Below are 21690 nucleotides of genomic sequence, written 5' to 3'. Positions count from 1 at the left end.
TCGGCTAGTAAGTGAAAGAAAAGGCGAGCAACAAGGCGTCCCTTAAGTGGTTTGCGGACCGAGCAGCCATTCGGTGCTGCGCGTGGCGTGTTCAAACGGGCTGCTATCGCGCCGCAACTTGGCCAGCAGACTGGCCCCGAGCCAGAGTTCGTACAAAGTCATGGCGGTGGTGTCGGCCACCAGCGTGGACGGGACGGAGCCTTCCGCGCGCGCCTCTTCCAGGCACTGGGCAATGCGCTGCACCACCCGGTCGGTGCCATCGCGCAGGGTCAGGCGCATGGTTTCTGAAATGTCGGCCACTTCGGCGCTGAGCTTGACGATCAGGCATTTGACGCCGCCGCCGGACGCGCCACAACCATCGGCGGTGATGCCGCACTGGCTGACGTTCCAGTGCGACCAGTAGCGCATCAAGCGGGCGCGGGCGGTGGTGCCGTCCGCTGTGAGCAAGGTGTCCAGCTGCTGCAGGTACTGGTCCAGATAGCGCACCAGCAAGGCCTCGCCAAAGCGTTCCTTCGAGCTGAAGTAGTGATAAAACGAGCCCTTGGGCACACCAGCTGCCGCCAGGATTTCTGCCAGCCCGACCCCGACGAAGCCTTTGTTCGCGATCAGGCGCTCGCCGCAATCAAGAATGTGTTTTTTGGCGGGGGATTGATCGATAACCATGACGCAATCATACCAAAAGTAGACCAGTCGTCTACTAAGTCGTGGCGTAAAGCCCCAAAGGGTTTCTGGGCTTTACGTCGTCAGGGCCAGCGACACGTCACTGGCGTCGTCGTCAAGCCAGCGACACCTCACCACCCAGCGCTTCCAACAAATCGGGCAGCAGTTTGCGCAGCTCGCCGGTGGCAATGGCGGCGTCGGCGTCAAAGCCGTCGTCTTTGCCGGCCGAGCTGCCTTCAAACACCACCTCCAGAAATGCCAGCTTCTTGAGCTGCAGGCCTTCGGTCAGCACAAACGAGACCCGACTGTCCCAGGTCAGCGCCAGCTTGGTGGGCAGCTTGCCCTGCTCGACATATTGGCGAACTTCATCCGTGTCCAGCGGGTGGCGGGTATAGCGCACCACCGCCTTGGATTCATCGGCCGCTTTCAGCTCGCACTCCCGGTCCACCGTGAAGCCGGCGGGCGGTTCCTGCGAGATCAGCCACTCGGACATGGCTGCCGTGGGCGAGACCTTGGTGTCGATCAACGTGACCGCGAGGCCGGCCAGTGCCTTCACCAGCATCGTGACCACCTCATCGGCGCGGCCCTGGCTGCCGGCATCGATCACCAGCAGCTGCGCGGCGGGGTCGATCCAGACCAAAGTTGACGACTCCTTGCTGAAGGCCAGCGGCATCAATTCCAGCTTGATGTCGTCCTTGATTTCGCGGGTTTCTTTTTTGCCGGGTTTACGCCCGGTGGTGGCCTCGATATGTGCCACCCGTTCTTTGGCCTTTTTGGTGATGACAGAGCCCGGCAGCGCCTTGCTCTCAATCATCAGCTTCAGGATCAGCTGCCCGCCGACCGATTCCACCAGCGGGCCGTTGGCCTCGCCACGCGGCTCGATCCAGCCAATGGATTTTTCCTGGCTGGCGCCACATTCCACAAAGCGCGCGCTGTCGAGGCTTTCCTCCATCTGCGCCACTGACGCGGACCAGTCTGGCCCGATTCGATACATGATCACGTTCTTGAACACTGGCACCCTTTTTGACGATTGATTCAATTTCTGAACCGCCAATCATCCCATCAAATTCCCGCGCTATTTGTAACGGAACTTTACAAACCCTTCATCACGCGTCACGCAAGCGATACAAAGCGGGTGCAAACTAGTCTCCAACCTGATGCCAAGTTCTGCGTGTCAGACCGAACCAAAAAGGAAGCTCACATGAAATCAGTTTTTAAACCCGTTTTGATCGCCGCCCTGCTGGCAACGGCCGGTTTTGCCGCTTTTTCACAATCCCCGATGCGCGGCGACTGCGACGGCATGATGGGCGCAGGCGGCGGCATGCACCAAGGTATGCACCATGACCGCATGGGCAAAATGGACCCCGCCAAGATGCAGGCCTGGATGGACAAACGCAACACGGACCTGAAAGCAAAGCTCAAGCTGACCGCGGCCCAGGAAGGCGCATGGACCACCTACACGGCAGCGATGAAACCACCGGTTGGCATGATGGGAACCCGCCCTGACCGCGCCGAGATGGAAAAGCTGACCACACCCGAACGCATCGACAAAATGAAGGCCCTGCACACCCAGCGCATGACCGACATGAATGTCGTGATGGAAAAGCATGGGGAAGCCACCAAAGCCTTCTACGCCACGCTGACGCCCGAGCAGCAAAAAGTATTTGATGCCAACGCCATGCCCCGCCAGGGTCGCGATGGCCGCAAAGGCGGCATGCGGGACGGCAAAGGGCCGGTCCAACCTGCCGCACAACCCGCTAGTCCCGCCAGCAAGTAACTAGCGGCAACTCACCGGGGCCGGGCTTCGCCAACAGCGAAGCCCGGCCTTGTTGCGTTCAGGCCAGCATTTTCTTAAGTTCACCACTGTCCATCAGCTTGACCAGATCGCTGGCACCGCCGACCAGCGTGCCTTTGACAAACACCATCGGAAAGCTCGGCCAGCCGGTCCACAGTTTGAGTGCGTTGCGCTTGCGCCAGTTGTTGAAGTAATTGCCGTATTCCAGGTACTGGTACGCCACCCCGGCGGCATCCAGCGCTTTGCGCGCCTGTTTCGGGAACGGGTTCAGGCCCATGCCGACCACCACCACGTCGTGCTTTGCCACCGCCGCCTGCACTTCTTGAACAAGGCCTTGTTCGTGGCTGGCAATCTTGTCCCGAATGGCGGGGTGAATATTGGATTCAGCAAGGATCGGACGGGGCATGGCAATTTCCTCGGGCAGCAAATCAGGCATTATGCGGTGCTGCATGGCCCGTGATTCGGGTCAGCGTGTGCGCTGGCCGCCAAGCCGGTCCCCTCCAACGCAAGCCTAAAATAGCCCTACTCATGCACACACCACCGCCCCAGATTCCGGCCACGCCGCCTGCCCGCGCACTTCCTGGCGTACGCACCATCCCGCTGTTCCAGCCAATGCACTGGCTGGTCCATGCCTGGCGCGACATGGCACGCTGTGGCTGGATCAGTTTTGCCCACGGCCTGGTGCTGACCCTGGTCGGGATGGCCATCCTGGGCCTCGCGCGCGACCGTTTTTGGCTCCTGGCCGGGGTGCTCTCCGGTTTTCTGGTGATCGCCCCGGTGCTGGCGACCAGCCTGTATGCGCTGAGCCGCGCCCTCGAGCGTGGTGAAAAAGCCGATGCCAGCGTGGTGCTGAAAACCTGGTTGAACTGGCAACACAGCCATTTCAACAAATGGGGCAATGATTACTGGTGTCTGGTGCAATTCGGCGCGTTGCTGGCACTGGCCGCCACCGGCTGGGTGCTGACCTCGGCGGCACTGATCACCCTGCTGGCCCCCGTGCCGATCACCACGCCGCTCGACTTCATCCGGCATGTGATGCTGGCCGAAGACAGTCACCTGTTTGAACTTTGGCTGGCCTTGGGTGGCGTGATGGCGGCGCCTATTTTTGCCTCGACCGCGATTGCCATGCCGATGCTGCTGGACCGTCGGGTCACTTTGTGGCAGGCGGTTCTGACCAGTTGGCAAGCGGTTCTGGCGAATCCCTTGCCGATGGCCTTCTGGGCTGCCCTCATCATGGGCTTTACCTTGCTCGGTCTGGGTTCTGCCCTGCTGGGCCTGATTGCGGTGATTCCGATGCTGGGCCATGCCAGTTGGCATGCCTATCGCGACCTGGTCGATGTTTCAAGCCTGCCGGAACGGGAGTCGCGCTGATGTTTGGTTATTCGGAAGAACAAATTGCCGCCTTCGGCCTCACCTTCGGCGTCGGCGGCTTCATGCTCTACATGCTGTTCATCATCGGCCAGCTGGCCTGGGAATCCAAGGCCGGTAAATTCGGCACTTTTGTCATCTTTCTGGGTCTGGCTTTCGGCATGACCGGCTTTGTGGCCAAGTACCTGATTCAGTGGGCCATCGGCATCAAGTAAGGGGCAACGCGATGCATTTGGTGCATTCGCCCGCTTCATTCTCAGCGACTTCTTTAAAGCCAAGTTCTTTGGCCAGTTTGAGCATTCGCTCGTTGTAATCCAGCACGGTGGCCACCAGCCGCTGCGTCCCTTGGCTGCGCAGGTAGGCAATCAGTTTCTGCATCAGCAAGAGCCCCAGGCCGCTGCCTTTCAGCTCGGAGCGCACGATCACGCCAAACTCCGCCTCGATGTTGTCCGGGTCGGCCATGGCGCGCACCACGCCCAGCGTCTGCGGCTGGCCATCCGGTCCGGGGGCCAGCGCCACAAAAGCCATTTCGCGGGCGTAATCAATCTGCACCAGCCGTGCCAGCTCGCTGCGCTCAATGGCACGCTTGCTGTAGAACACCCGCATCCGGACGTCTTCCGGGTCAAGATGCTGCAAAAACTCCATGTGCAGCGCCTCGTCTTCTGGTCGAATCGGCCGCAGACACAGCGTACGCCCCTGCCACTGCACGGTTTCCTCCAGCTGGAGGGGGTACGGACAGATGGCAAAATTAGTCGCGCCGGCGGGCGCTGTCGCACTCAACCGGATGCGCGCATCGAGCGCCATGGCGCCTTCAAAGTTGACGATCAGGGGGTTGATGTCCAGTTCGGCAATCTCGGGAATCTCCGCCAGCAGCTGTGACACCGCCACCAGCACCCCGTGCAGCGCCGCCTCGTCCACCGCAGGCGTGTCGCGCCAGCCGGCCAGCAGGCGGGCCACCCGCGTGCGCGACACCAGCGCTTTGGCCAGCGGCACATTCAGCGGCGGTAAGGCCACCGCCCGGTCCGCCATGACCTCGACCGCCGTGCCGCCCTGACCAAACAGGATGACCGGGCCAAACACGCTGTCGATCGTGCTGCCGACAATCAGTTCCTGCGCATGCGCGCGCCGCACCATGGCCTGCACGGTAAAGCCCTGCAGGCGCGCTTTGGGGTGCTGGCGCTGCACGCGCACCAGCATGCTTTGCACGGCATCGCGCACCTCCTGCGCGTCCTGCAGGTTGAGGGCGACACCGCCGACATCTGATTTGTGCGAAATATCGTCGGACAAAATCTTCAGCACCACCGGGAAACCAATGGTCAGCGCGGCGCTGACGGCTGCCTCGGGCGTGGCGTCGACGCGTTGCGTCGGCACCACCGGAATGCGGCAGGCATCCAGCACGGCTTTGGCTTCCGGTTCGGTCAGCATCTCGCGGCCACTGGCCAGCGCCGCTTGCACGATGGCCTTGATCGCCGCCGTGTCCGGGCGCATATCCGGCAGCAAGGCCGGCGGCGCCTCCGTCAGCTCGGCCTGGTTGTGCCGGTAACGCTGCAGCATGGAAAACGCGCGCACCGCCTGCTCCGGCGTGTCATAGTTGGCGATGCCGGCGTCCTGAAACACCTGGCGCGCCTCCTGCACCGCTTTGTCACCCAGCCAGCAGCTCATCAGGCGCGCTGGCGCAAACGCATCATGGGGGACCAGCGGCACCAAGGCCCGCGCAATGTCGGCGCTGGGCACGATGGCGGTAGGGGCGTGGATAAACAGCACCGCCCCGCTCGCCGGGTCGGCATTGAGCACTTTGAGCGCCTGCTCGTAACGCGTCACCGGCGCATCGCCAATGATGTCCACCGGGTTGCCATGCGACCAGTTGGGCGGCAGCACGGCATCCAGTTGCTTGCGCGTGGCCTCGCTCAGTTCCGACAGTTGCACGCCCATGTAGGCGGCGGCGTCTGCCGCCATGACGCCGGCGCCGCCGCCATTGGTCAAGATGGTGAGGGAATTGCTGACATTGGTCCGAAAGCGCGACAGGGTTTCTGCGGCCAGAAACAGCTCCTGCAAGGTATTGACCCGCAGCATGCCGGCACGGTCAATCGCGGCATCAAACACCATGTCCGAACCGGCCAGCGCACCGGTGTGCGAGGCGGCCGCCAGCTGACCCTGCGGCGAACGCCCGGCCTTCACCACAATCACCGGTTTGTTGCGCGCCGCCGCTCGGGCCGCTGACATGAATTTGCGTGGCGACTCGATCGATTCGGCATACAACAAAATGGCCCGCGTCTTCGGGTCGCTGGCCAGGTAGTCCAGCATGTCGCCAAAATCGACATCGGTGTGTTCGCCCAGCGACACAAAATATGAAAAGCCGATGCCCCGTCCCTGCGCCCAATCCAGCATGGCGGTCACCAGGGCACCGGACTGCGAGACAAAAGCCAACTCACCCGGCAGCGCGTCAATGTGGGAGAAACTGGCATTCAGGCCCTTGTGCGGCGCCAGCAGGCCAATACAGTTGGGCCCCAGGATGCGCAGCAAGTGGCGCTGCGCCGCTTCCAGCATGGTCTGCTTCTGCTCGCCCGTCATGCCGGCGGTCATCACCACGGCAGCGCGCGTCCCCAGCCGCCCTAATTCTTCAATCAACTTGGCCACGCTGGCCGGTGGCGTACAAATCACCGCCAGCGCGGGAATGGCCGGTAAATCGGCGGCATGGGCGACCACCGGATGTCCGGCCAGTTCACGGTGTTTGGGGTTGACCGCGTACAACGCGCCTTTGTAGTTGCCGCTGGTGAGATTGCGCCAGACCGTGGATCCGACGCTGCCGGCCCGCAACGAGGCCCCAAAAACGGCGATGGAGGCCGGGTCAAACAAAGAATCAAGATTGCGAATGCTCATTGATCAACCCCTTATGTATGGTTCAGCCGAACGGACGCACACCGATCAATAACCCGTGCAACCACAGCGCAAAGGCAATCCAGGTGCCGACGCCAAGCGCCACCGTGATGCCGGTGGCGCCTGCGGTGCCGCGCGGGTAGCGTGCGCCGGTGGCCCGATCACGCCGGCGGGCGGTACTGAAATCCAAAATTGCCCAGACCAGGAACGAGCCAAACAACACCACATGACCCAGGTTGCCGTTGGACAGCAAATGCGCCAACGCCCAGACCTTGACGCCCAGCACCATGGGGTGGTGCAGACGCGCCTTGATGCCATTGCCCGGCACGTAGGCCGCCGCCAGCAACACAAAAGCAATCAGGGTCAGCAGCGCCGCCAGGTGGCGCATGCCGGTGGGCGGGCTCCACAACTGCACCGGCTGCTGTCGTGCCAGACCAAAGCCCCACACCACCAAGCCCAAGCCGATCACCGACACCAGCGAATACAGCGCCTTCCAGGGCAACGGCCCCAGCCGCGCCCGGGTTCGGGTGCGCCAGTCCTCGTTCACGATTCGCACCGAATGCGCGCCCAGAAAAATAATCAAACCCAAAATCAAATATGTCATAGGAACTTCTAATCGGTTGAAATCATGAACCCAGCACGCGGTTTTTACCCGAACGCTTGGCCAAATACATGGCCTGATCGGCCCGTTTGATGGTTTCCAGGCCGGACTCGTTGCCCGCCATCTGCGCCACGCCGGCGCTGAAGGTGATCAGAATTTTCTCGGTGCCGGCCAAAAAGAAGCGTTTGGTCAATTCGCGTTGCAAGCGCGTCATGGCTTCGATCCCTTTGTCCAGCGGCGTGTCGGGCAGCAAAATCACAAATTCTTCACCGCCATAGCGGGCCAGCGTGTCCTGCGGCCGCATCGCTTCGCGGGTGACGGTCGCCAAGTGCGTCAGCGCCGCATCACCGGTGGCGTGCCCGAGGGTGTCGTTGAGCGTTTTGAAGTTATCAATGTCCAGCATCGCCATGCACAGTGGGCTCTCTTTACGCCGGACATTGGAGATTTCACGGTCCAACGCTTCGTCCAGACCCTTGCGATTGAGCGCGCCAGTCAAGGGGTCATGCCGCGCCAGCGCGCTGACACGGTCCAGTTCCTGGTGCAGTTTGACCAGCTCGGCTTCGGTGGTTTGGGCCTTTTCGCGCATGCCGCGCAACTCGTCCCGCGCCGTCAGGCTGTCGTGCGCCATGGTTCGGGTGGCGCCGACCACCTCTTTCAGCACCGGCGCGATGTCGGCCATGGTTTTGGCCTGCTCGATCAGGCGCGCGTTTTCTTCCATCTTGCCGTGGTAGGCGCTGGTGGATTCGGTCATTTGCGACAGCCGTTCAATGAAGGTGGACAGCATCAGCCGCATTTCTTCCTGCGCTTCCAGGGCCCGGCCTTTGGCCTCGGTCTGCTTGAAGATCACGTCTTTCAGGCGGCGTTCCACATCATCGAGCCGGCGCAAACTGAGCGGCGGGCTTGACGCCGTCATCAGGGCCTCGATTTGACCCGTGAGCCAGCGATCGTCCAGACTGAGTTCACCGATGTTTTCAATGATCAGGTGCAGCAGCTTGAGTAGCGTGACCTTGATCTCGGCCTGGTCTTCGGCGGCAAACGAAAGCCGGTTGCCAAAGTTGCTCAGCATCAGCTTGACCGCCAGCACATCGGGCTCCGGCTGGCGCATGGCGGTCAGCAACAACTGGGTTTGCTCGGCAAAGCGTTCATCGTCCGTCCCCAGCGCCGGCAGGGCGTACTCAATCAGCCGCGCAATTTGTTCAAAAAAATCCGCCGTCAAGGCGGGTGCATTGACCGTGGACGACAGGGTCTCCACCGGCGGCGCAATTGACACTTGCGTTCCGGCAAAGGGGGATGTGTCGGCCGGGGGGCTGAAGCCGCCATAAGCCATCAAGGCGTTTTTGACACCGTCCCAGTTCAATTGCCGGATGGCGGAGTCCAGCAAGCCGCGCTGTTTTTGCTGGCCGGGCGTTTTGGTGGGCAAGGCCTGCGCAATGTCACGCAGCCGGTCGGCGGGAAACGGCAGTTCGGTGGCAACCCCCGCAACTTCGCTGTAAATCATCTGGTAATTGGCCGGCGTGGGCGCCATCTTGCGCACGGTGAGTTGTTTGAGCGTCTCGCGCGCAATTTCAAAAGGTTTCTTGACATCCATGATTACTTTTTTGCTATAAATTTAATAGCTATATGCGAAGGTTATACGGAGGCTAGAGGTCAATATGACCATAAACACGGAAAGATATCCCGCCGTGGCAATCCCACAGGCCAAACCAGGAAATTCAGGATAACACCAAGGATTCTCGGCGCAAGCCGCATGAACGCGCAAGATGAGAAAGGACAACTCTGTGAATAGTTCTGGCATAAGGTCGTACTTATCCACAGGGCATCACCCCAAAGAAATGTTATCCAGTTTCCGGATACACCTCAAAAGCACGGGTGCCCACAAGGGTTGACCGCATGTAAGCCCTTGATATGAATCATGAAAACAAGGTTACCCACAGAAAGGTGCAACCCTTATCTACTACTACTATGTATTAATAGAACCAATAGATAAGATAGCAAAGCCAACTTTTCAGCTGGAATTTCTGGACGGCTAGGGTGTTCCCCGCTTGTTGGCCGCACGGCTCACGTCGGCGTCAGCCGCTGCAGGCCTGTCCTTGCGCCTGCACTGCTAAGCTCGGTCAATGCCCAAAACCGGTTTTTCCCATTTGTTTGCGCAGCGCCAATTCATGCGTTTTTGGGTGGCTCGTCTGGCAGGCGTCACCGCCAACCAGATGTTGATGGTTGCGGTGGCCTGGCACATGTATGACATCACCTCCAGCGCCTGGGATCTGGGTCTGGTCGGCCTGTTCCAGTTTCTGCCTGCCCTGTTAATGACATTGCCGGCCGGCCATGCGGCGGATCGGTGGCACCGCGGCCGTATCTTTGCCGCTTGCATGCTGGCGCAAGCGGTCATTGCCATGTTGCTGATCGCCGCCACCCGAGGTGGATTTGCCACACGGGAGCTGATCTTGGGTATTTCGGTGGTTCTGGGCGTGGCACGTGCTTTTCAGATGCCAGTGCAACAGGCCTTGACCCCCTTGCTGGTGCCGCAGAACTTGCTGCAGCGCGCGATTGCACTCAGTTCCAGTGGCATGCAGGCAGCCATCATCTGCGGGCCCGCGCTCGGTGGGGTGTTGTATACGACGGGGCCGGTCACTGTTTATGTGAGCTGTGCGGTGCTGCTGCTGGCGTCAGGTGCCCTGACGATGGTGGTGCGCTACCACCACCGCCCATCCACCTTGGCGGCGACGTGGGGTACGGTGCTGGCCGGGGTGTCCTTTGTCTGGCATCGCAAGGTTCTCTTGGGTGCCACTTCCCTGGACCTGTTTGCCGTGCTGCTGGGGGGTGCGACGGCTCTACTGCCCATCTATGCGCGTGACATTTTGCACACCGGTCCTGCGGGTTTAGGGATGCTGCGGGCGGCACCCGCCGCGGGCGCGCTGGCCATGTCCCTTGTCCTTATCCGCTGGCCGCTGCGCCGACAAGTGGGTCACCGGCTGTTGATGGCGGTGGCCATCTTTGGTCTGGCCACCGTGGTGTTTGGACTTTCCACCTCCTTTGCCTTGTCGTTGCTGGCCTTGGTGGTTACGGGGGCGGCTGACAGCATCAGCGTGGTGACACGCATGACCCTGGTGCAATTGGAAACCCCGGATGAGATGCGCGGTCGGGTCTCCGCCGTGAACTCCATTTTCATCGGCGCCTCCAACCAGTTGGGCGAATTCGAGTCTGGCGCGACGGCCGCGCTGTTGGGCCCGGTCGGCTCGGTGGTGCTGGGTGGTATCGGTACCCTGGTCGTGGCGGGGGCATGGCTGCGGCTCTTTCCGGCATTGGTCCGGCGGGATCGGCTGGAATAAAGCCGCGTTGGCTGTTTCCGCCTTGCGTCCGCACAAGGTTTTATCGACAAGCGAATCATCTATGACAAGGACAATGTCTCATGAAAATAGCCGCCATCCAGATGGTCTCGGGAACCGACTTGCAGCGCAACCTGGACGCGGCCGGGCTATTGCTGGCCCAGGCCGCCGCGCAAGGCGCTGAACTGGCGGTATTGCCCGAGTACTTTTGCCTGATGGGTTTGCACGACACCGACAAGCTCAAGATTCAGGAAACCGCGGGCGCGGGACTGATGCAAGACTTTTTGAGTCAGGCGGCGCGTGAAGCGGGACTGTGGATCGTGGGCGGTACGCTGCCCATCGCGACGAGTGAGGTCAAACGCGTGCGAAACAGCACCCTGGTCTTTGATCCGACGGGCCAATGTGTGGCGCGCTACGACAAAATTCATCTCTTCCGCTTTGAGCACGGGACAGAAAGCTATGACGAGTCACGGGTGCTGGAAGCCGGAACGCAACCGGTGACCTTTGATCTGGCGTCCCTGGACGGCCACACCTACCGCATCGGCTTGAGCATTTGCTATGACCTGCGCTTTCCCGAACTGTACCGGCAGTTAGCGGCCGATGTGTTGCTGGTTCCCAGCGCTTTCACCTACACCACGGGTCAGGCGCACTGGGAAATTTTGCTGCGCGCGCGTGCCATAGAGAATCTCGCCTACGTGGTCGCCTCCGCGCAAGGTGGCGTGCATGAAAATCAAAGACGCACTTGGGGTCACAGCATGCTGGTTGACCCGTGGGGGCACATCCTGGCGCATCATCAAGAAGGGCCGGCGGTCATCCTGGCCGAGGTGCAAAAAGAAACCCTTCGGGCGGCCAGAACCCGGCTACCGGCACTCGCTCATACCGTCTTGTGATTCGCCAATGGTCGCTAGCGCACGGCGGCACACGCCAGCGCGACTAGGGCGTTGGCGGCGCGACGCTGGTCAGAAGGCAATCGCCAGCGGCTTGGGCAGCTTGTCATCCAGGTAGAGGCTGTATTCGTCCCACACGCCTTCGCCGTAATGCTTGTCACACAGGGCTTCAATGTCATCAATGGTGACGAACAAGGTGCTGAACATGACATCGTAGTAGAACGGCTGATAGGTGCCCGTCGCCTCGTCCTCGTTGTAGTGAAAGCCGTGCACCCACACACGCTGTCCCGCATACTTTTCCTCAAAAGCGGCCTTGCGCTTTGTATATTCGGCTTCCTCGTACTCGTCATCCGTCACTTTGCGCAGGTGGTAGACGTTTCCATGCATGGGGTGCGCAGGGTCAAGCTGCATATCGATGGTCTGCCAGTCCTTCGTGATCTGGTTCGCAACATTGGCAAGCTGCTCTGGCGTGATATCACCCTCCCAGTGCACAACATCGATACAACGGGATGTTCCAACATCGCCATCCCAAATGCTTGCGCTGTGCTTCATGGTTTTTGAATTCATACCGTAGCCTCTTCTAATTTTAAAAAATAGCATTTACAAAATAGGGTGCCACTTCAATGTCAACAGACAGGGCTGACGAGGGCGTGGCACCGCTAATTCACCGCATGCCGTTTTGATGTTGAACGGCTGGCGATAAAAATATTCGACTCAGACTTTCTCGCTGGCTTTCTTGATAAGGGTGTAAATCTCGTCTTTAAGCTGCAGTTTTTCTTTCTTCAGTTTTTCAATTTCTTCGTGGGTCCCCGCTTCAATGCGGGACTCTATATTTTTGATTTTCTGGTCCACCGCGTTGTGCTTGTCAAACAGGCGGGTGAAATGGTGATCTGTCGTCTTCAGTTGCGTAATCAAGTCGCGGTATTCGGGAAACATGGCAGCTCCTTAAATGAACGGGGGATCGGACGTTTACTTTTCGCGGGTCAGGCTACATGTTAATGCCGCTGGTTCTGCTGATCTGACGCACGTTCTCGTGCCCGCAAACGCTGAGATGTGGTCCACTGATTCCGATTAACGGACGGTAGACCACGACAAGGTGTAGTGGATGGTGGGCCGCCGCGCAGCCCGCACGATCACAACAGCGCGGCGCGCATGGCGTCGACCACCGCCTTGTAATTCGGTTTGCCAAAAATCGCGCTGCCGGCGACGAAGGTGTCGGCGCCGGCGTCGGCCACGCGGCGGATATTGTCGACCTTGATGCCGCCATCGACTTCCAGCCGGATGTCTTTGCCGCTGGCCGTGATACGGCGGCGCACGTCTTCAATCTTGCGCAAGGCGGAGTCAATGAAGCTCTGGCCGCCAAAACCGGGGTTGACACTCATGATCAGCACCATGTCGATGTCGTCAATCACCCAATCCAGCACGTCCAGCGGTTCGGCCGGGTTGAACGCCAGCCCAACCTGGCAGCCCTTGGCTTTGATGACCTGGATGCTGCGGTGCACGTGGCCCGAGGCATCGGGGTGGAAGCTGATGAGGTCGGCACCGGCATCGGCAAAGGCCAGTGCCAGCGCGTCGACTGGCTGCACCATCAGGTGCACGTCGATCGGCACGGCGACGCCGGCGGCGGTAAGGGCGTGCGGCTTGAGGGCGCTGCAAATCATCGGACCGAAGGTCAGGTTGGGGACGTAATGGTTGTCCATCACGTCAAAGTGGATCCAGTCGCTGCCGGCGGCAATGACATTTTTGACCTCTTCACCCAAGCGGGCAAAGTCGGCGGAGAGCAGGGAAGGAGCGATGCGAAAGGTCATGGCGATAAACTTTAAAAGTCGGGGATAAAAGGCGGGAAAGGGATGCCCGGTATTTTCGCAGGTAGCATTGCGGCATGTCCAAGTACCAATTTCGCGTTGAAGTCGCCCCCCAATATCTGGCCGAGCAATCGGCCCCGGAACAGGGACTGTATGTGTTTTCATACACCGTCACCATCACCAATATCGGCCAGGTGCCCGCGCAGCTGATTTCGCGCACCTGGAACGTGAACGACGCCAACGGCCACACCGAAAAGGTCAAGGGGCTGGGCGTGGTGGGGCAACAGCCGCTGCTCAAACCGGGCCAGGCCTTTGAATACACCAGCGGCACCCGCTTGCGCACGCCCACCGGCACCATGCACGGCAGCTTCTTTTGCGTCGCCGAAGATGGTGAAAAGTTTGACGCCGACGTGCCCATGTTTGTGCTGGACGCCTTGAGCGCCAACGGCGGTAGCCGCACCCTGCATTGATGACCTACCGCATGAAGTCGAGGCACGATCTACCCGAGCTGCTGGACGCCCTGAACCCGCAGGCCGAACTGGTGCAGCGCCACCTGTGGCTGATTGCGCTGTTTGAATGGTTGCGCGGCGATTGCCGCTCGGTGCCGGCCTCGCTGGCCCGGATCCAGCTGCTGCTGGACGCGGTGCAAGCCCGTCCCGAGCTGCAAGCCCGCCTGCAGACCTGGTGGCAGACCTTGGTGGACATCATTGACGGCTCCACCCTGCTGGCCGACTATGGCTTTTCTTCGCGCAGCGCCTTTGTCAGCGAATTGGCCGAGCGCCTGTACCAAAAACTGTTGCCCGGCACCCCCGAAACAACGGACGCCTCGGCGCTGTTTTCGCTGGTGCTGTGTCATAAATTTGATGCCCAGTGGCTGGCGGCCCTGGATGAACCGACCCTGGCCCGCCTCGCCACCCTGCTGCAACCGCCGTTGTCCGCCCAGCCGCAGCAGGCCCGTCCCGCCATCTCGCACTGGCAGGAAACGGTGCTGGAAGCCCTCATCTTTTGCACCAGCCAAGTCCGTGCCACCGGCTTCTCGCCTGAGTTGCGCCTGCGCATGAGTGCGCCGGCCCGCCAGGCCAGTCCGTTTCATGCCCTGGATCGCGACTTGGACGTGCTGCGCGACGCCTACCTGGCATCGCCCGCCGAAGACTGCGACGAACGTCGGGCCGCCCAGCAACAATTGCGCGAACGGCTGGAGGCCTGCCGCAGTGCGGCCGCCTCGGTCTACACCCATCTGGACGCCCATGGCATATCAGTCAACCTGGTGTTCCAGTTGCGCCAGTTGCGCGAACGGGTGCTGCGCATTCGCTCCCTGCTGGACTGTCTGCTGTCCAGCAACCCGGCCAGCAGCACCGCCCGACTGCTGGCGCAGCTGGTGACCGTCGGCCAGGAGCGGCGCAGCGTGCGGGCGCTGATTGCATCGAACTCCTCCATGCTGGCGGCCAAAGTCGCCGAACGCAGTTCCGAGACCGGCGAGCACTACATCACCCGGACCCTGGCCCAATACCGTGACATGCTGCGCCACGCGGCCGGTGGCGGCGCCGTGATGTCGGTCACCACCCTGATGAAATTCGCGGTGCTATCGCTCGGTCTGTCCGCCTTCTGGAGCGGTTTTTTTGCCGGTACGAACTACGCGCTGAGCTTTGTGATCATCCAGTTGCTGCACTGGACCGTGGCCACCAAGCAGCCAGCCATGACGGCACCGGCGATGGCGGCCAAACTCAAAGAGCTGGGTGCGCCGGGGGCGGTGGATGCCTTCGTCGTTGAAGTGACCCATCTGGTGCGCTCGCAAGTGGCGGCCGTGGTTGGCAATCTGGCCCTGGTGGCGCCTTGCGTGCTGCTGATCAGCCTTGCCCTCGCGCAGATCCTTGGCAAACCCGTGCTTCATGCTGCCGAAGCCGAACACGTCCTGCACAGCCTCAGCTTATTCGGCCCCAGCCTGCTATTCGCGGCCTTCACCGGGGTGCTGTTGTTTGTCTCCAGCATCATCGCCGGCTGGTCGGAAAACTGGTTTGTGCTGCACCGGCTGGATTCGGCCATGCGTTACAACCCGAGCATCACCGCCGTGCTGGGGGTTGAACGTGCCGGGCGTTGGGCGCGTTTCATGCGCGACAACATCTCGGGCCTGGCATCGAATATTTCGCTGGGTTTTATGCTGGGCCTGGTGCCGGCCTTTGCCGGGTTTTTTGGCCTCGGGCTGGAGGTGCGCCACGTGACGCTGTCGGCCGGCCAGTTGGCCGCCGCCGGCGCGAGCCTTGGCCTGGACGCGCTCAGACTGCCGATTTTCTGGTGGTGCGTGGCAGCGATACCGCTGACCGCCATGCTCAATGTGGGGGTCAGTTTTTACATGGCATTTCAGCTCGCCTTGCGGGCGCACAACGTCAGCGGCGTGGACCGCGTCCGTATCCGCTCGGCCATCTGGGCGCGCTGGCGCAGCAAACCCTTGAGCTTCTTCTGGCCGGTCAAGAGCGCCCTGCAACAGGAAGCCGCTGGTGGGTGAATTTGACCTGATCGAGCGCTATTTCAAACGCCCGGTCAACCGCGCGGTGTTGGGCGTGGGCGACGACTGCGCGCTGTTGCAGCCCAGCCCCGGTACGCAACTGGCGATCTCCTGCGACATGCTGGTGGAAGGCCGCCATTTCCTGTCCACCACCGACCCGTTCAAGCTTGGGCACAAAGCGCTGGCGGTGAACCTGAGCGACCTGGCCGCCTGTGGTGCCCGGCCGCTGGCCTTTACCCTGGCGCTCGCCCTGCCGCGCGCCATTGATTCCTGGCTGGCGCCGTTCTCACAAGGCTTGCTGGCCCTGGCCGATGCGCATGGCTGCGAACTGATTGGCGGCGACACCACGCAGGGGCCGCTCAACATCTGCATCACCGTGTTTGGCGAAGTGCCGGTGGTGAAAGGGCGCTCGCAGGCGCTGCTGCGCTCCGGCGCCCAAGTGGGCGACGACCTGTATGTCAGCGGCACCGTGGGCGACGCGCGGCTGGCGCTGGAAGTGTTCCGCGGCACGGTGTCGCTGCCGGCGCCGGTGTTTGACGCCGCCCGCTTGCGGCTGGAACAACCGACCCCGCGGGTGGCGCTGGGTCTGGCGTTGCGCGGCATTGCCACGGCAGCGATTGATGTCAGCGACGGCCTGTTGGGCGATTTGGGCCATATCCTGAAGCAGTCCGGCGTCGGGGCCACCGTGGACACCGAAGTTGCTATTAATTTAATAGCTAGTTACGCAGAATGCACGGGGGCTAGAGGTCAGTTTAATACTGAAATAAAGGCAGAGCAATGGCTCGGCTGGGCGCTGGCCGGCGGTGACGATTACGAGTTGCTGTTCACCGCCCCCGCCGCCGCCCGCACGCTGGTCGCCGCCGCCGCCGACATCAGTCAGACCCCGGTCACCCGCATCGGCCACATCGGCCTGGAGCACGGCTTGCGCCTGGTGGACGGCGATGGTCAATACGTGCCCAACACCTACAGCTCATTCGACCACTTCGCCTGAAGCGGCGGCGCAACCGACGAGCGGCACCGCGTCAGCTATCAAGCTCCGGGTAGTGGCGGAAGATGCCGTCCTCGTTGAAGGGGATGCGACGGTCGCTGCGCAGGTAAGCGGCCACGCGGGGCTGCTGTGCCACGCGCTCGTGCAGTGCCAACGCCCGCGGCGTCGTCTGCAAGACGCGCTGCGTCGCCTGGGGAAACGCATAGCGCAGGCCCGCCACCAGCTGGAACAGCGACAGGTCGGCATAGCTCAGGCGCGCGCCCACCAGATGCTGGTCGCCTTTGGGGTTGCGCGCCAGCACGGTCTCCAGCCAGCCAAGATATTTGGGAATGCGTTCGGTCCGAAATTCTGTCGCGGCCCGGGCCGCCTCCGCCTTCTGGTCGTCGTAATACAGGCCCGCGCCCACCGGGTGGTGCGTGTTGTGCGCCTCGTTCAGCGCGTCGACGATCGTGAGCTGGATCTGATGCGTCCACAGCCGGTCGGCAACGCTGGCGCCGACCAGCTTGAGACGCGGCCCCAGGTACAGCAGGATGGCGGCGGTCTGCCCGATCACCTGTTGGCCGTGCACCAGCACCGGGCAGGCAAACGGTGGGCGGGCAACGGACTCGTCTTGCAGGTAATGGAACAAGGCGGGCAGGCCCTGCCCGCTGGCGGCGTCGCCGCGCGCGACATCCACATACGGCGCGCCCGCGGCTTCCAGCGCTAGTCGGATAAATTCGCCGCGGCCCTGGATGCTGGGCCAGTAGTGAAGCTGGTAGCTCATGGCTGAGCGGGCCAATTTAAAACAGGCGCTCGGCGCGACAGCGCCGTTTGCAACCCCGTTGATGGCATTTTCATGGAACGCTCCTTCGGTATGAAAGAAACCCAGATGTGCGCCAGACCGGCCTGGCGCCCGGAAAAATTCAACTTGAAAACTTGCTTCTTAGTCACTCTAATTAGAAAAATTGCGCCATGGCGCCGCATCGGTGGAAGGTTGACGGTCAACCCTTCCCGTCAAGGAGAAGACTGATGAGTTTTACCACTTTGTCCCGACCTGTGCAGCAGGCTTGATCATGTATACCAGTACCTTGCGGCCCGTTGCGGCCGACGAATTCTTCATCTCCCGCCTGCTGCACGCGCCGCGCGCGCTGGTGTGGCAAGCCTGGACCGAGGTGCAGCACCTGAGGCGCTGGTGGGGGCCGCACGGCTTTGACATCCCGCAGTGCGAGGCGGAGGTGCGCGTGGGCGGCGCCTACCGCGTGGTGATGCGCAGTGCCGACGGCGTGGACTACCCCATCACCGGCGAGTTCCGCGAAGTGATGCCAATTGAGCGGCTGGTGATGACCCTGGATGCCACTGAGCACCCGCCGGCATGGCACGACTTGGTGCGCGCCAACCGGGCGCCAGGCGACGACAACCCGGCCGGCGTCATGGTTCAGACCGCCAGCTTCGGCAACTTGGGCGAAGCCACCCAGTTGAGTATCCGTACCCGTTTTGAGTCCGCCGCGATCCGAGATGCCATGCTGAAGATGGGCATGCTGGAGGGCTGGTCGCAAAGCCTGGAGCGGCTCGATACGCTGGTGATCAGTGAATCAGGCGCCGCTGATCGGCACCTTCTGGTCAGCCGCATCATTGATGCACCCAGGGAACGCGTCTTTGCCGCCTGGACCGACCCGGCGCAGGTGGTGCAGTGGTGGGGGCCGCGCGGCTTGCGCACCGACACCGCATCCATGGAGGCGCGCGAAGGCGGTGTTTGGCGCTTCACCCTGCAGGGCCCGGACGGCGTCGCTTACCCGAACCAAGTGGCGTACGCGGCGGTCGTCGCCCCGGAGCGGCTGGTGTACGAGCACAGCGTGGATGTCCCGGCGGGCGCTCTCCATTTCCGCAGCACCGTGAGCTTTGCCGAACACGGCGGCAAGACCTATCTCACCCTGTTCATGCTCTTTGCCACGGCCGCCCAGCGCGATCAAGTGGCGCGGGACATGGGCGCCATCGGGGAGGGCAACCAGTCGCTGGACCTCTTGCAGGACTTCCTGGCCAAGGCCTGAAAACCCGCTCAGGTGCGGCGCATGCGCGCTAAGCCGACCAGAGAAACCAGAGCCCGGCCAGCAGGGCGCCGACGCTGGTCATCACCGCGACGGTGCGCACGGTGTGCAGTTGCGTCCACAATAACAAGCCGGTGATCGACAGCAGAATCAGGCTGCCGGCGATGCTGTCCGACAGCAGCACCCAGAAGGCGCTGACGCCGACCGACATGTGCAGCCGCGTCAAGGTGCCGATCGGTGTCGCATCCACCTGCTCCAGCTTGACGAAGCGATTGCCGACAAAATATTCGGCCACCACGCCGCGTTGCGGACTGTGCAGGCTGATGCTCCAGCGCTCCGGCTGCATCAGGCTGCGATCGGCCCAGACGATTTGCTTGGCGGGCTCGGACTTGGTCTGCGTCACCTGCTGCGCCGTGAATTTCAATTCCTGTTGCAGCCAGGCCGACAGCTGTTGCGGCGAGGCCAGCGCTTGCGTCGGCAAGGGCAGTTGCGCGCTGGTCCTGACGGTTTTTGCCACCGGAATTTCCAGGATCGAGCGGTGATTGAGCAGGATGCCGGTGACGCCAAACAGCAAGCCCAGCACCGCGCCCCACAAGCCGACGTACAGATGCGTTTTGCGCAACCAGCCCAGGTAAACGGCACGCCGGCTGCGGCTGCGCTTTGGGGTGTTCAGCGTGTGGGACAAGGCTGGCTTTAGAAGTTGTAACGCGCCGTGACCTGCAGCGAGCGCGGCGCACCCGGCAGGTTCAGGTATTTGCTGGCGCCGTGTCCGGCCACGATGTAGTCGCGGTTGAAGATATTCATCAGGTTCACTTGCAGGTCGAGGCCGGCCATCCGGTAATAGGCCATCAGGTCGGCGGTGACATAGCTCGGCAAGGTGACGGTATTGCCCGGATTGGCAAAGCGGTCGCCGACATAGTTCACGCCGGCGCCGGCGCCAAAACCGTGTCCCAGTGCCTTGGTGAACCACAGATTGGCGCTGTGCGCCGGCGTCAGCGCGGCGCGCTTGCCCTGGATGAACTGGCCATCGTCCTTCGCGATCGATGAGGTGACGCGCGCATCGAGGTAGGAATAACCCGACCAGACTTGCCAGCCCTGCGCCAAATCGCCGTTGAAGGTCAGTTCCAGGCCGTTGGTGGTTTGGGTGCCAATCGGAATCAGCAGATTGGTGGCCGGGTCGGCGGCCTTGATGTTGGTGCGCTCGGCCTGAAATAGGGACACGGTGGCGGCGGCGCGGCCGTCGAGAAAGTCGAACTTGGCGCCGACTTCATGGTTCGTGGTTTGTTCCGGCTCCAGTTGCGCATTGTTCGCCGCCAACGCGAAGTTTTCGCCAGACGGCTGGAACGACTTGCTGTAGGAGGCGTAATAAGACTGTTGCTGGCTCGGCTGGTAGACCAGACCGGCACGCGGACTCCAGGCGCGGTCGGTGCGCTCCAGACTGGGCTTGCCGGCGAGCCGCTCTTGTGTCTCTTGGCCGAACTTGTCAAAGCGCACGCCCACCAGGGCCTTCCAGCGCTCGGACAGTGTGACCAGATCCTGCGCATAGGCGCTGGCGACCGTAAAAATGCCGAGGTTGTTGAGGTTGACCGGTGCGACCGTGAAAGGCACGACCAGCGGTTCGGGGTTGAACAGCGAGACCGTACCAACCACCGCCGAGGTGCGGAACTGGTCCTTGTTCTGCTGGCCGATCTCGACCCCATACAGCAACTGATGCGGCATGCCGGCCAGCGTGGTTTTCTGGGTCAGTTCGGTCTGGTTGGTGTAACCGTCTTCCTGACGTTTCACATTGCTGCGCGTCAGGGTTGCCCGCTGTGTCGTTTCAACGACCGCACTGACCAGCGTGTTATTGCGGTCGAGCGAATAGTCGTAGTGGCGGAAGGCATTGCGCACCGACCATTCGCTGTCGAAGCGGTGATCCAGGGTGAAGCCGAAGGCGTTAACGCGCGCCTGGGAGTAGTCAAAATCCTTGGCTTTCGCCGCACCGTAATAGGTGCTGGCGGGGACATCGACCGGCAGGCCGTGGTAGGCAGGAACGCCGAAGTCGGTCACGCGGCGGTCGGACAGGGATTCGCCTTGAATCAACAGCTGGGTGTCCGGGTCGAGCTTGACGGACAGGGAGGGCGCCAAGGCTTCGCGCTTGAGGAACTGCTGGTCGCGATAACTGTCGGCGCGCTCCAGCGCACCGGTGACACGAAAGGCTACGCCGCTGTCCTTGTCGTCGCGCGCCAAATCGAACTCGCCGCGGCGCTGGCCCCAACTGCCGACCTGGGTACTGACTTCGTTCTTGTTGATGCCGGGTTTTTTGCTGATGCGATTGATCAGACCGCCGGACGAGCCGCGGCCGTACAGCACCGATGCCGGGCCTTTGATCACTTCAACCTGCTCGATATTGGACAGATCGCGGAAATACAGCGCGTCGTCGCGCAAGCCGTCGATGAACTGGTCGGCAATCGCGGTGAAACCGCGGATCGTCACTTCATCGCGCTGGCCATCGCCGAGTGCTATGCCGATGCCAGGCACGGCTTTCAGCACCTCCTGCATCGAGCGCACGCCCTGATCGCGCAACAGGCTTTGCGGCACCACGTTCACCGTCTGCGGAATGTCGCGCAGCGGCGCCTCGATCTTGGTGGCGCTGACTGCGGTCGGCGGGTTGTAGGTGGGCGCCAGGTTCCGGCTGCTTTTGACCTTCACCTCGGGCAAGGTGGCGTCGGCGGTGGCGGGTTCGGGTGCTGCGGTTTGGGCCGAGGCAGGGTTGGAAAACTGTTGAATTGCCAGCGCGACCAGCAGCGCTAGTTGGATCTTTTTGACGGCCATGATGCTCACTGTTGAAAAAATTAGTGGCTGGCTAGGCGGTCA

The 21690-nt window shown here is 61.8% G+C and carries 22 protein-coding genes; 10 read left to right on the top strand and 12 right to left on the bottom strand.

The features are described 5' to 3' along the window. Window positions 1-42: 42 nt before the first annotated feature. A complete protein-coding gene (locus tag HHJ17_RS13120; protein ID WP_296497568.1) occupies window positions 43-663 on the bottom strand; it encodes a TetR/AcrR family transcriptional regulator in 621 nt (206 codons plus the stop codon). Between the two features lie 112 nt (window positions 664-775). Further along, a complete protein-coding gene (locus HHJ17_RS13115) occupies window positions 776-1672 on the bottom strand; it encodes a recombination-associated protein RdgC (protein ID WP_296497566.1) in 897 nt (298 codons plus the stop codon). Window positions 1673-1861: 189 nt separating this feature from the next. Between HHJ17_RS13115 and HHJ17_RS13110 the strand changes: the two genes are divergently transcribed. Continuing rightward, on the top strand, window positions 1862-2437 hold the full coding sequence (locus tag HHJ17_RS13110) for a Spy/CpxP family protein refolding chaperone (RefSeq protein WP_296497563.1): 576 nt from the start codon (window positions 1862-1864) through the stop codon (window positions 2435-2437). Window positions 2438-2495: 58 nt separating this feature from the next. Here the strand turns inward: HHJ17_RS13110 and HHJ17_RS13105 are convergent, their stop codons facing one another. Next, a complete protein-coding gene (locus tag HHJ17_RS13105; RefSeq protein WP_296497758.1) occupies window positions 2496-2861 on the bottom strand; it encodes a glutaredoxin domain-containing protein in 366 nt (121 codons plus the stop codon). Window positions 2862-2983: 122 nt separating this feature from the next. Between HHJ17_RS13105 and HHJ17_RS13100 the strand changes: the two genes are divergently transcribed. After that, entirely contained in the window at window positions 2984-3826 is an 843-nt protein-coding gene (locus HHJ17_RS13100) for a DUF2189 domain-containing protein (RefSeq protein ID WP_296497561.1), read from the top strand. Continuing rightward, entirely contained in the window at window positions 3826-4038 is a 213-nt protein-coding gene (locus tag HHJ17_RS13095; protein ID WP_296497558.1) for a DUF2788 domain-containing protein, read from the top strand. Before HHJ17_RS13100 ends, HHJ17_RS13095 begins: the two co-directional genes overlap by 1 nt. Here HHJ17_RS13095 and HHJ17_RS13090 read toward each other — a convergent pair. From HHJ17_RS13090 to HHJ17_RS13080, 3 genes are read right to left on the bottom strand one after another with little or no spacing between them, the layout of a single operon-like run. After that, entirely contained in the window at window positions 4031-6703 is a 2673-nt protein-coding gene (locus HHJ17_RS13090; RefSeq protein ID WP_296506082.1) for a bifunctional acetate--CoA ligase family protein/GNAT family N-acetyltransferase, read from the bottom strand. The two genes, HHJ17_RS13095 and HHJ17_RS13090, sit on opposite strands and share 8 nt — an antisense overlap. 22 nt (window positions 6704-6725) lie before the next feature. Next, complete coding sequence (locus HHJ17_RS13085) at window positions 6726-7304, bottom strand: NnrU family protein (protein WP_296506081.1); 579 nt, start codon at window positions 7302-7304, stop codon at window positions 6726-6728. A gap of 22 nt (window positions 7305-7326) precedes the next feature. Then, the gene (locus tag HHJ17_RS13080; protein WP_296506080.1) at window positions 7327-8889 is read right to left on the bottom strand and encodes a GGDEF domain-containing protein; all 1563 of its coding nucleotides are present in this window, start codon (window positions 8887-8889) and stop codon (window positions 7327-7329) included. Window positions 8890-9418: 529 nt separating this feature from the next. On the opposite strand from HHJ17_RS13080, the gene HHJ17_RS13075 reads away from it, so the two are divergent. After that, the gene (locus HHJ17_RS13075; RefSeq protein WP_296497550.1) at window positions 9419-10630 is read left to right on the top strand and encodes an MFS transporter; all 1212 of its coding nucleotides are present in this window, start codon (window positions 9419-9421) and stop codon (window positions 10628-10630) included. Window positions 10631-10710: 80 nt separating this feature from the next. Beyond that, on the top strand, window positions 10711-11517 hold the full coding sequence (locus tag HHJ17_RS13070) for a carbon-nitrogen hydrolase family protein (RefSeq protein WP_296497548.1): 807 nt from the start codon (window positions 10711-10713) through the stop codon (window positions 11515-11517). A 69-nt stretch (window positions 11518-11586) separates the two neighbouring features. On the opposite strand, the gene HHJ17_RS13065 is transcribed toward HHJ17_RS13070, so the two are convergent. The 3 genes from HHJ17_RS13065 to rpe all read right to left on the bottom strand — a co-directional run bounded on the left by HHJ17_RS13065 (window position 11587) and on the right by rpe (window position 13328). Then, the gene (locus tag HHJ17_RS13065; protein WP_296497546.1) at window positions 11587-12081 is read right to left on the bottom strand and encodes a hypothetical protein; all 495 of its coding nucleotides are present in this window, start codon (window positions 12079-12081) and stop codon (window positions 11587-11589) included. A gap of 147 nt (window positions 12082-12228) precedes the next feature. Beyond that, the gene (locus tag HHJ17_RS13060) at window positions 12229-12450 is read right to left on the bottom strand and encodes a YdcH family protein (protein WP_296497543.1); all 222 of its coding nucleotides are present in this window, start codon (window positions 12448-12450) and stop codon (window positions 12229-12231) included. 197 nt (window positions 12451-12647) lie between these two features. Continuing rightward, window positions 12648-13328: a ribulose-phosphate 3-epimerase gene (rpe, locus tag HHJ17_RS13055; RefSeq protein ID WP_296497756.1), complete on the bottom strand. Its 681-nt coding sequence runs from the start codon at window positions 13326-13328 to the stop codon at window positions 12648-12650. A 68-nt stretch (window positions 13329-13396) separates the two neighbouring features. Between rpe and apaG the strand changes: the two genes are divergently transcribed. Genes apaG through thiL form a run of 3 tightly spaced genes read left to right on the top strand, consistent with a single transcriptional unit; the run spans window position 13397 to window position 16813 of the window. After that, window positions 13397-13789 carry a Co2+/Mg2+ efflux protein ApaG gene (gene apaG, locus HHJ17_RS13050; protein ID WP_296497541.1) on the top strand — a complete coding sequence of 131 codons (393 nt, stop codon included), beginning with the start codon at window positions 13397-13399 and terminating at the stop codon, window positions 13787-13789. Next, window positions 13789-15822, top strand: a complete 2034-nt coding sequence (locus tag HHJ17_RS13045) for a site-specific recombinase (RefSeq protein ID WP_296497539.1) — start codon at window positions 13789-13791, stop codon at window positions 15820-15822. Before apaG ends, HHJ17_RS13045 begins: the two co-directional genes overlap by 1 nt. After that, window positions 15815-16813, top strand: a complete 999-nt coding sequence (gene thiL, locus HHJ17_RS13040; protein ID WP_296497535.1) for a thiamine-phosphate kinase — start codon at window positions 15815-15817, stop codon at window positions 16811-16813. Before HHJ17_RS13045 ends, thiL begins: the two co-directional genes overlap by 8 nt. 31 nt (window positions 16814-16844) lie before the next feature. Here the strand turns inward: thiL and HHJ17_RS13035 are convergent, their stop codons facing one another. Continuing rightward, on the bottom strand, window positions 16845-17573 hold the full coding sequence (locus HHJ17_RS13035) for a glutathione S-transferase (RefSeq protein ID WP_296497532.1): 729 nt from the start codon (window positions 17571-17573) through the stop codon (window positions 16845-16847). A gap of 72 nt (window positions 17574-17645) precedes the next feature. Here HHJ17_RS13035 and HHJ17_RS13030 point away from each other — a divergent pair, with 72 nt between their 5' ends. Together HHJ17_RS13030 and HHJ17_RS13025 are read left to right on the top strand one after the other, a co-directional pair. After that, window positions 17646-17819: a hypothetical protein gene (locus HHJ17_RS13030; RefSeq protein WP_296506079.1), complete on the top strand. Its 174-nt coding sequence runs from the start codon at window positions 17646-17648 to the stop codon at window positions 17817-17819. Between the two features lie 43 nt (window positions 17820-17862). Beyond that, entirely contained in the window at window positions 17863-18837 is a 975-nt protein-coding gene (locus HHJ17_RS13025) for an SRPBCC domain-containing protein (RefSeq protein WP_296497529.1), read from the top strand. Between the two features lie 28 nt (window positions 18838-18865). Here the strand turns inward: HHJ17_RS13025 and HHJ17_RS13020 are convergent, their stop codons facing one another. Beyond that, on the bottom strand, window positions 18866-19519 hold the full coding sequence (locus tag HHJ17_RS13020; RefSeq protein ID WP_296497527.1) for a PepSY-associated TM helix domain-containing protein: 654 nt from the start codon (window positions 19517-19519) through the stop codon (window positions 18866-18868). An 8-nt stretch (window positions 19520-19527) separates the two neighbouring features. After that, complete coding sequence (locus HHJ17_RS13015) at window positions 19528-21648, bottom strand: TonB-dependent siderophore receptor (protein ID WP_296506077.1); 2121 nt, start codon at window positions 21646-21648, stop codon at window positions 19528-19530. Window positions 21649-21690 lie beyond the last annotated feature (42 nt).

The organism is Rhodoferax sp., from assembly GCF_012927445.1.
GTDB lineage: Bacteria > Pseudomonadota > Gammaproteobacteria > Burkholderiales > Burkholderiaceae_C > Rhodoferax.
The sequence above is the reverse complement of the archived record's forward strand: the minus strand, read 5'-3'. Positions and strand labels throughout refer to the sequence as shown.

Coding starts and splice junctions, on each gene's coding strand:
- HHJ17_RS13120 (WP_296497568.1), bottom strand. CDS start 663: ATGGTTATCGATCAATCCCCCGCCAAAAAACACATTCTTGATTGCGGC.
- HHJ17_RS13110 (WP_296497563.1), top strand. CDS start 1,862: ATGAAATCAGTTTTTAAACCCGTTTTGATCGCCGCCCTGCTGGCAACG.
- HHJ17_RS13105 (WP_296497758.1), bottom strand. CDS start 2,861: ATGCCCCGTCCGATCCTTGCTGAATCCAATATTCACCCCGCCATTCGG.
- HHJ17_RS13100 (WP_296497561.1), top strand. CDS start 2,984: ATGCACACACCACCGCCCCAGATTCCGGCCACGCCGCCTGCCCGCGCA.
- HHJ17_RS13095 (WP_296497558.1), top strand. CDS start 3,826: ATGTTTGGTTATTCGGAAGAACAAATTGCCGCCTTCGGCCTCACCTTC.
- HHJ17_RS13090 (WP_296506082.1), bottom strand. CDS start 6,703: ATGAGCATTCGCAATCTTGATTCTTTGTTTGACCCGGCCTCCATCGCC.
- HHJ17_RS13085 (WP_296506081.1), bottom strand. CDS start 7,304: ATGACATATTTGATTTTGGGTTTGATTATTTTTCTGGGCGCGCATTCG.
- HHJ17_RS13080 (WP_296506080.1), bottom strand. CDS start 8,889: ATGGATGTCAAGAAACCTTTTGAAATTGCGCGCGAGACGCTCAAACAA.
- HHJ17_RS13075 (WP_296497550.1), top strand. CDS start 9,419: ATGCCCAAAACCGGTTTTTCCCATTTGTTTGCGCAGCGCCAATTCATG.
- HHJ17_RS13070 (WP_296497548.1), top strand. CDS start 10,711: ATGAAAATAGCCGCCATCCAGATGGTCTCGGGAACCGACTTGCAGCGC.
- HHJ17_RS13065 (WP_296497546.1), bottom strand. CDS start 12,081: ATGAATTCAAAAACCATGAAGCACAGCGCAAGCATTTGGGATGGCGAT.
- HHJ17_RS13060 (WP_296497543.1), bottom strand. CDS start 12,450: ATGTTTCCCGAATACCGCGACTTGATTACGCAACTGAAGACGACAGAT.
- apaG (WP_296497541.1), top strand. CDS start 13,397: ATGTCCAAGTACCAATTTCGCGTTGAAGTCGCCCCCCAATATCTGGCC.
- HHJ17_RS13045 (WP_296497539.1), top strand. CDS start 13,789: ATGACCTACCGCATGAAGTCGAGGCACGATCTACCCGAGCTGCTGGAC.
- HHJ17_RS13035 (WP_296497532.1), bottom strand. CDS start 17,573: ATGAGCTACCAGCTTCACTACTGGCCCAGCATCCAGGGCCGCGGCGAA.
- HHJ17_RS13030 (WP_296506079.1), top strand. CDS start 17,646: ATGGAACGCTCCTTCGGTATGAAAGAAACCCAGATGTGCGCCAGACCG.
- HHJ17_RS13025 (WP_296497529.1), top strand. CDS start 17,863: ATGTATACCAGTACCTTGCGGCCCGTTGCGGCCGACGAATTCTTCATC.
- HHJ17_RS13015 (WP_296506077.1), bottom strand. CDS start 21,648: ATGGCCGTCAAAAAGATCCAACTAGCGCTGCTGGTCGCGCTGGCAATT.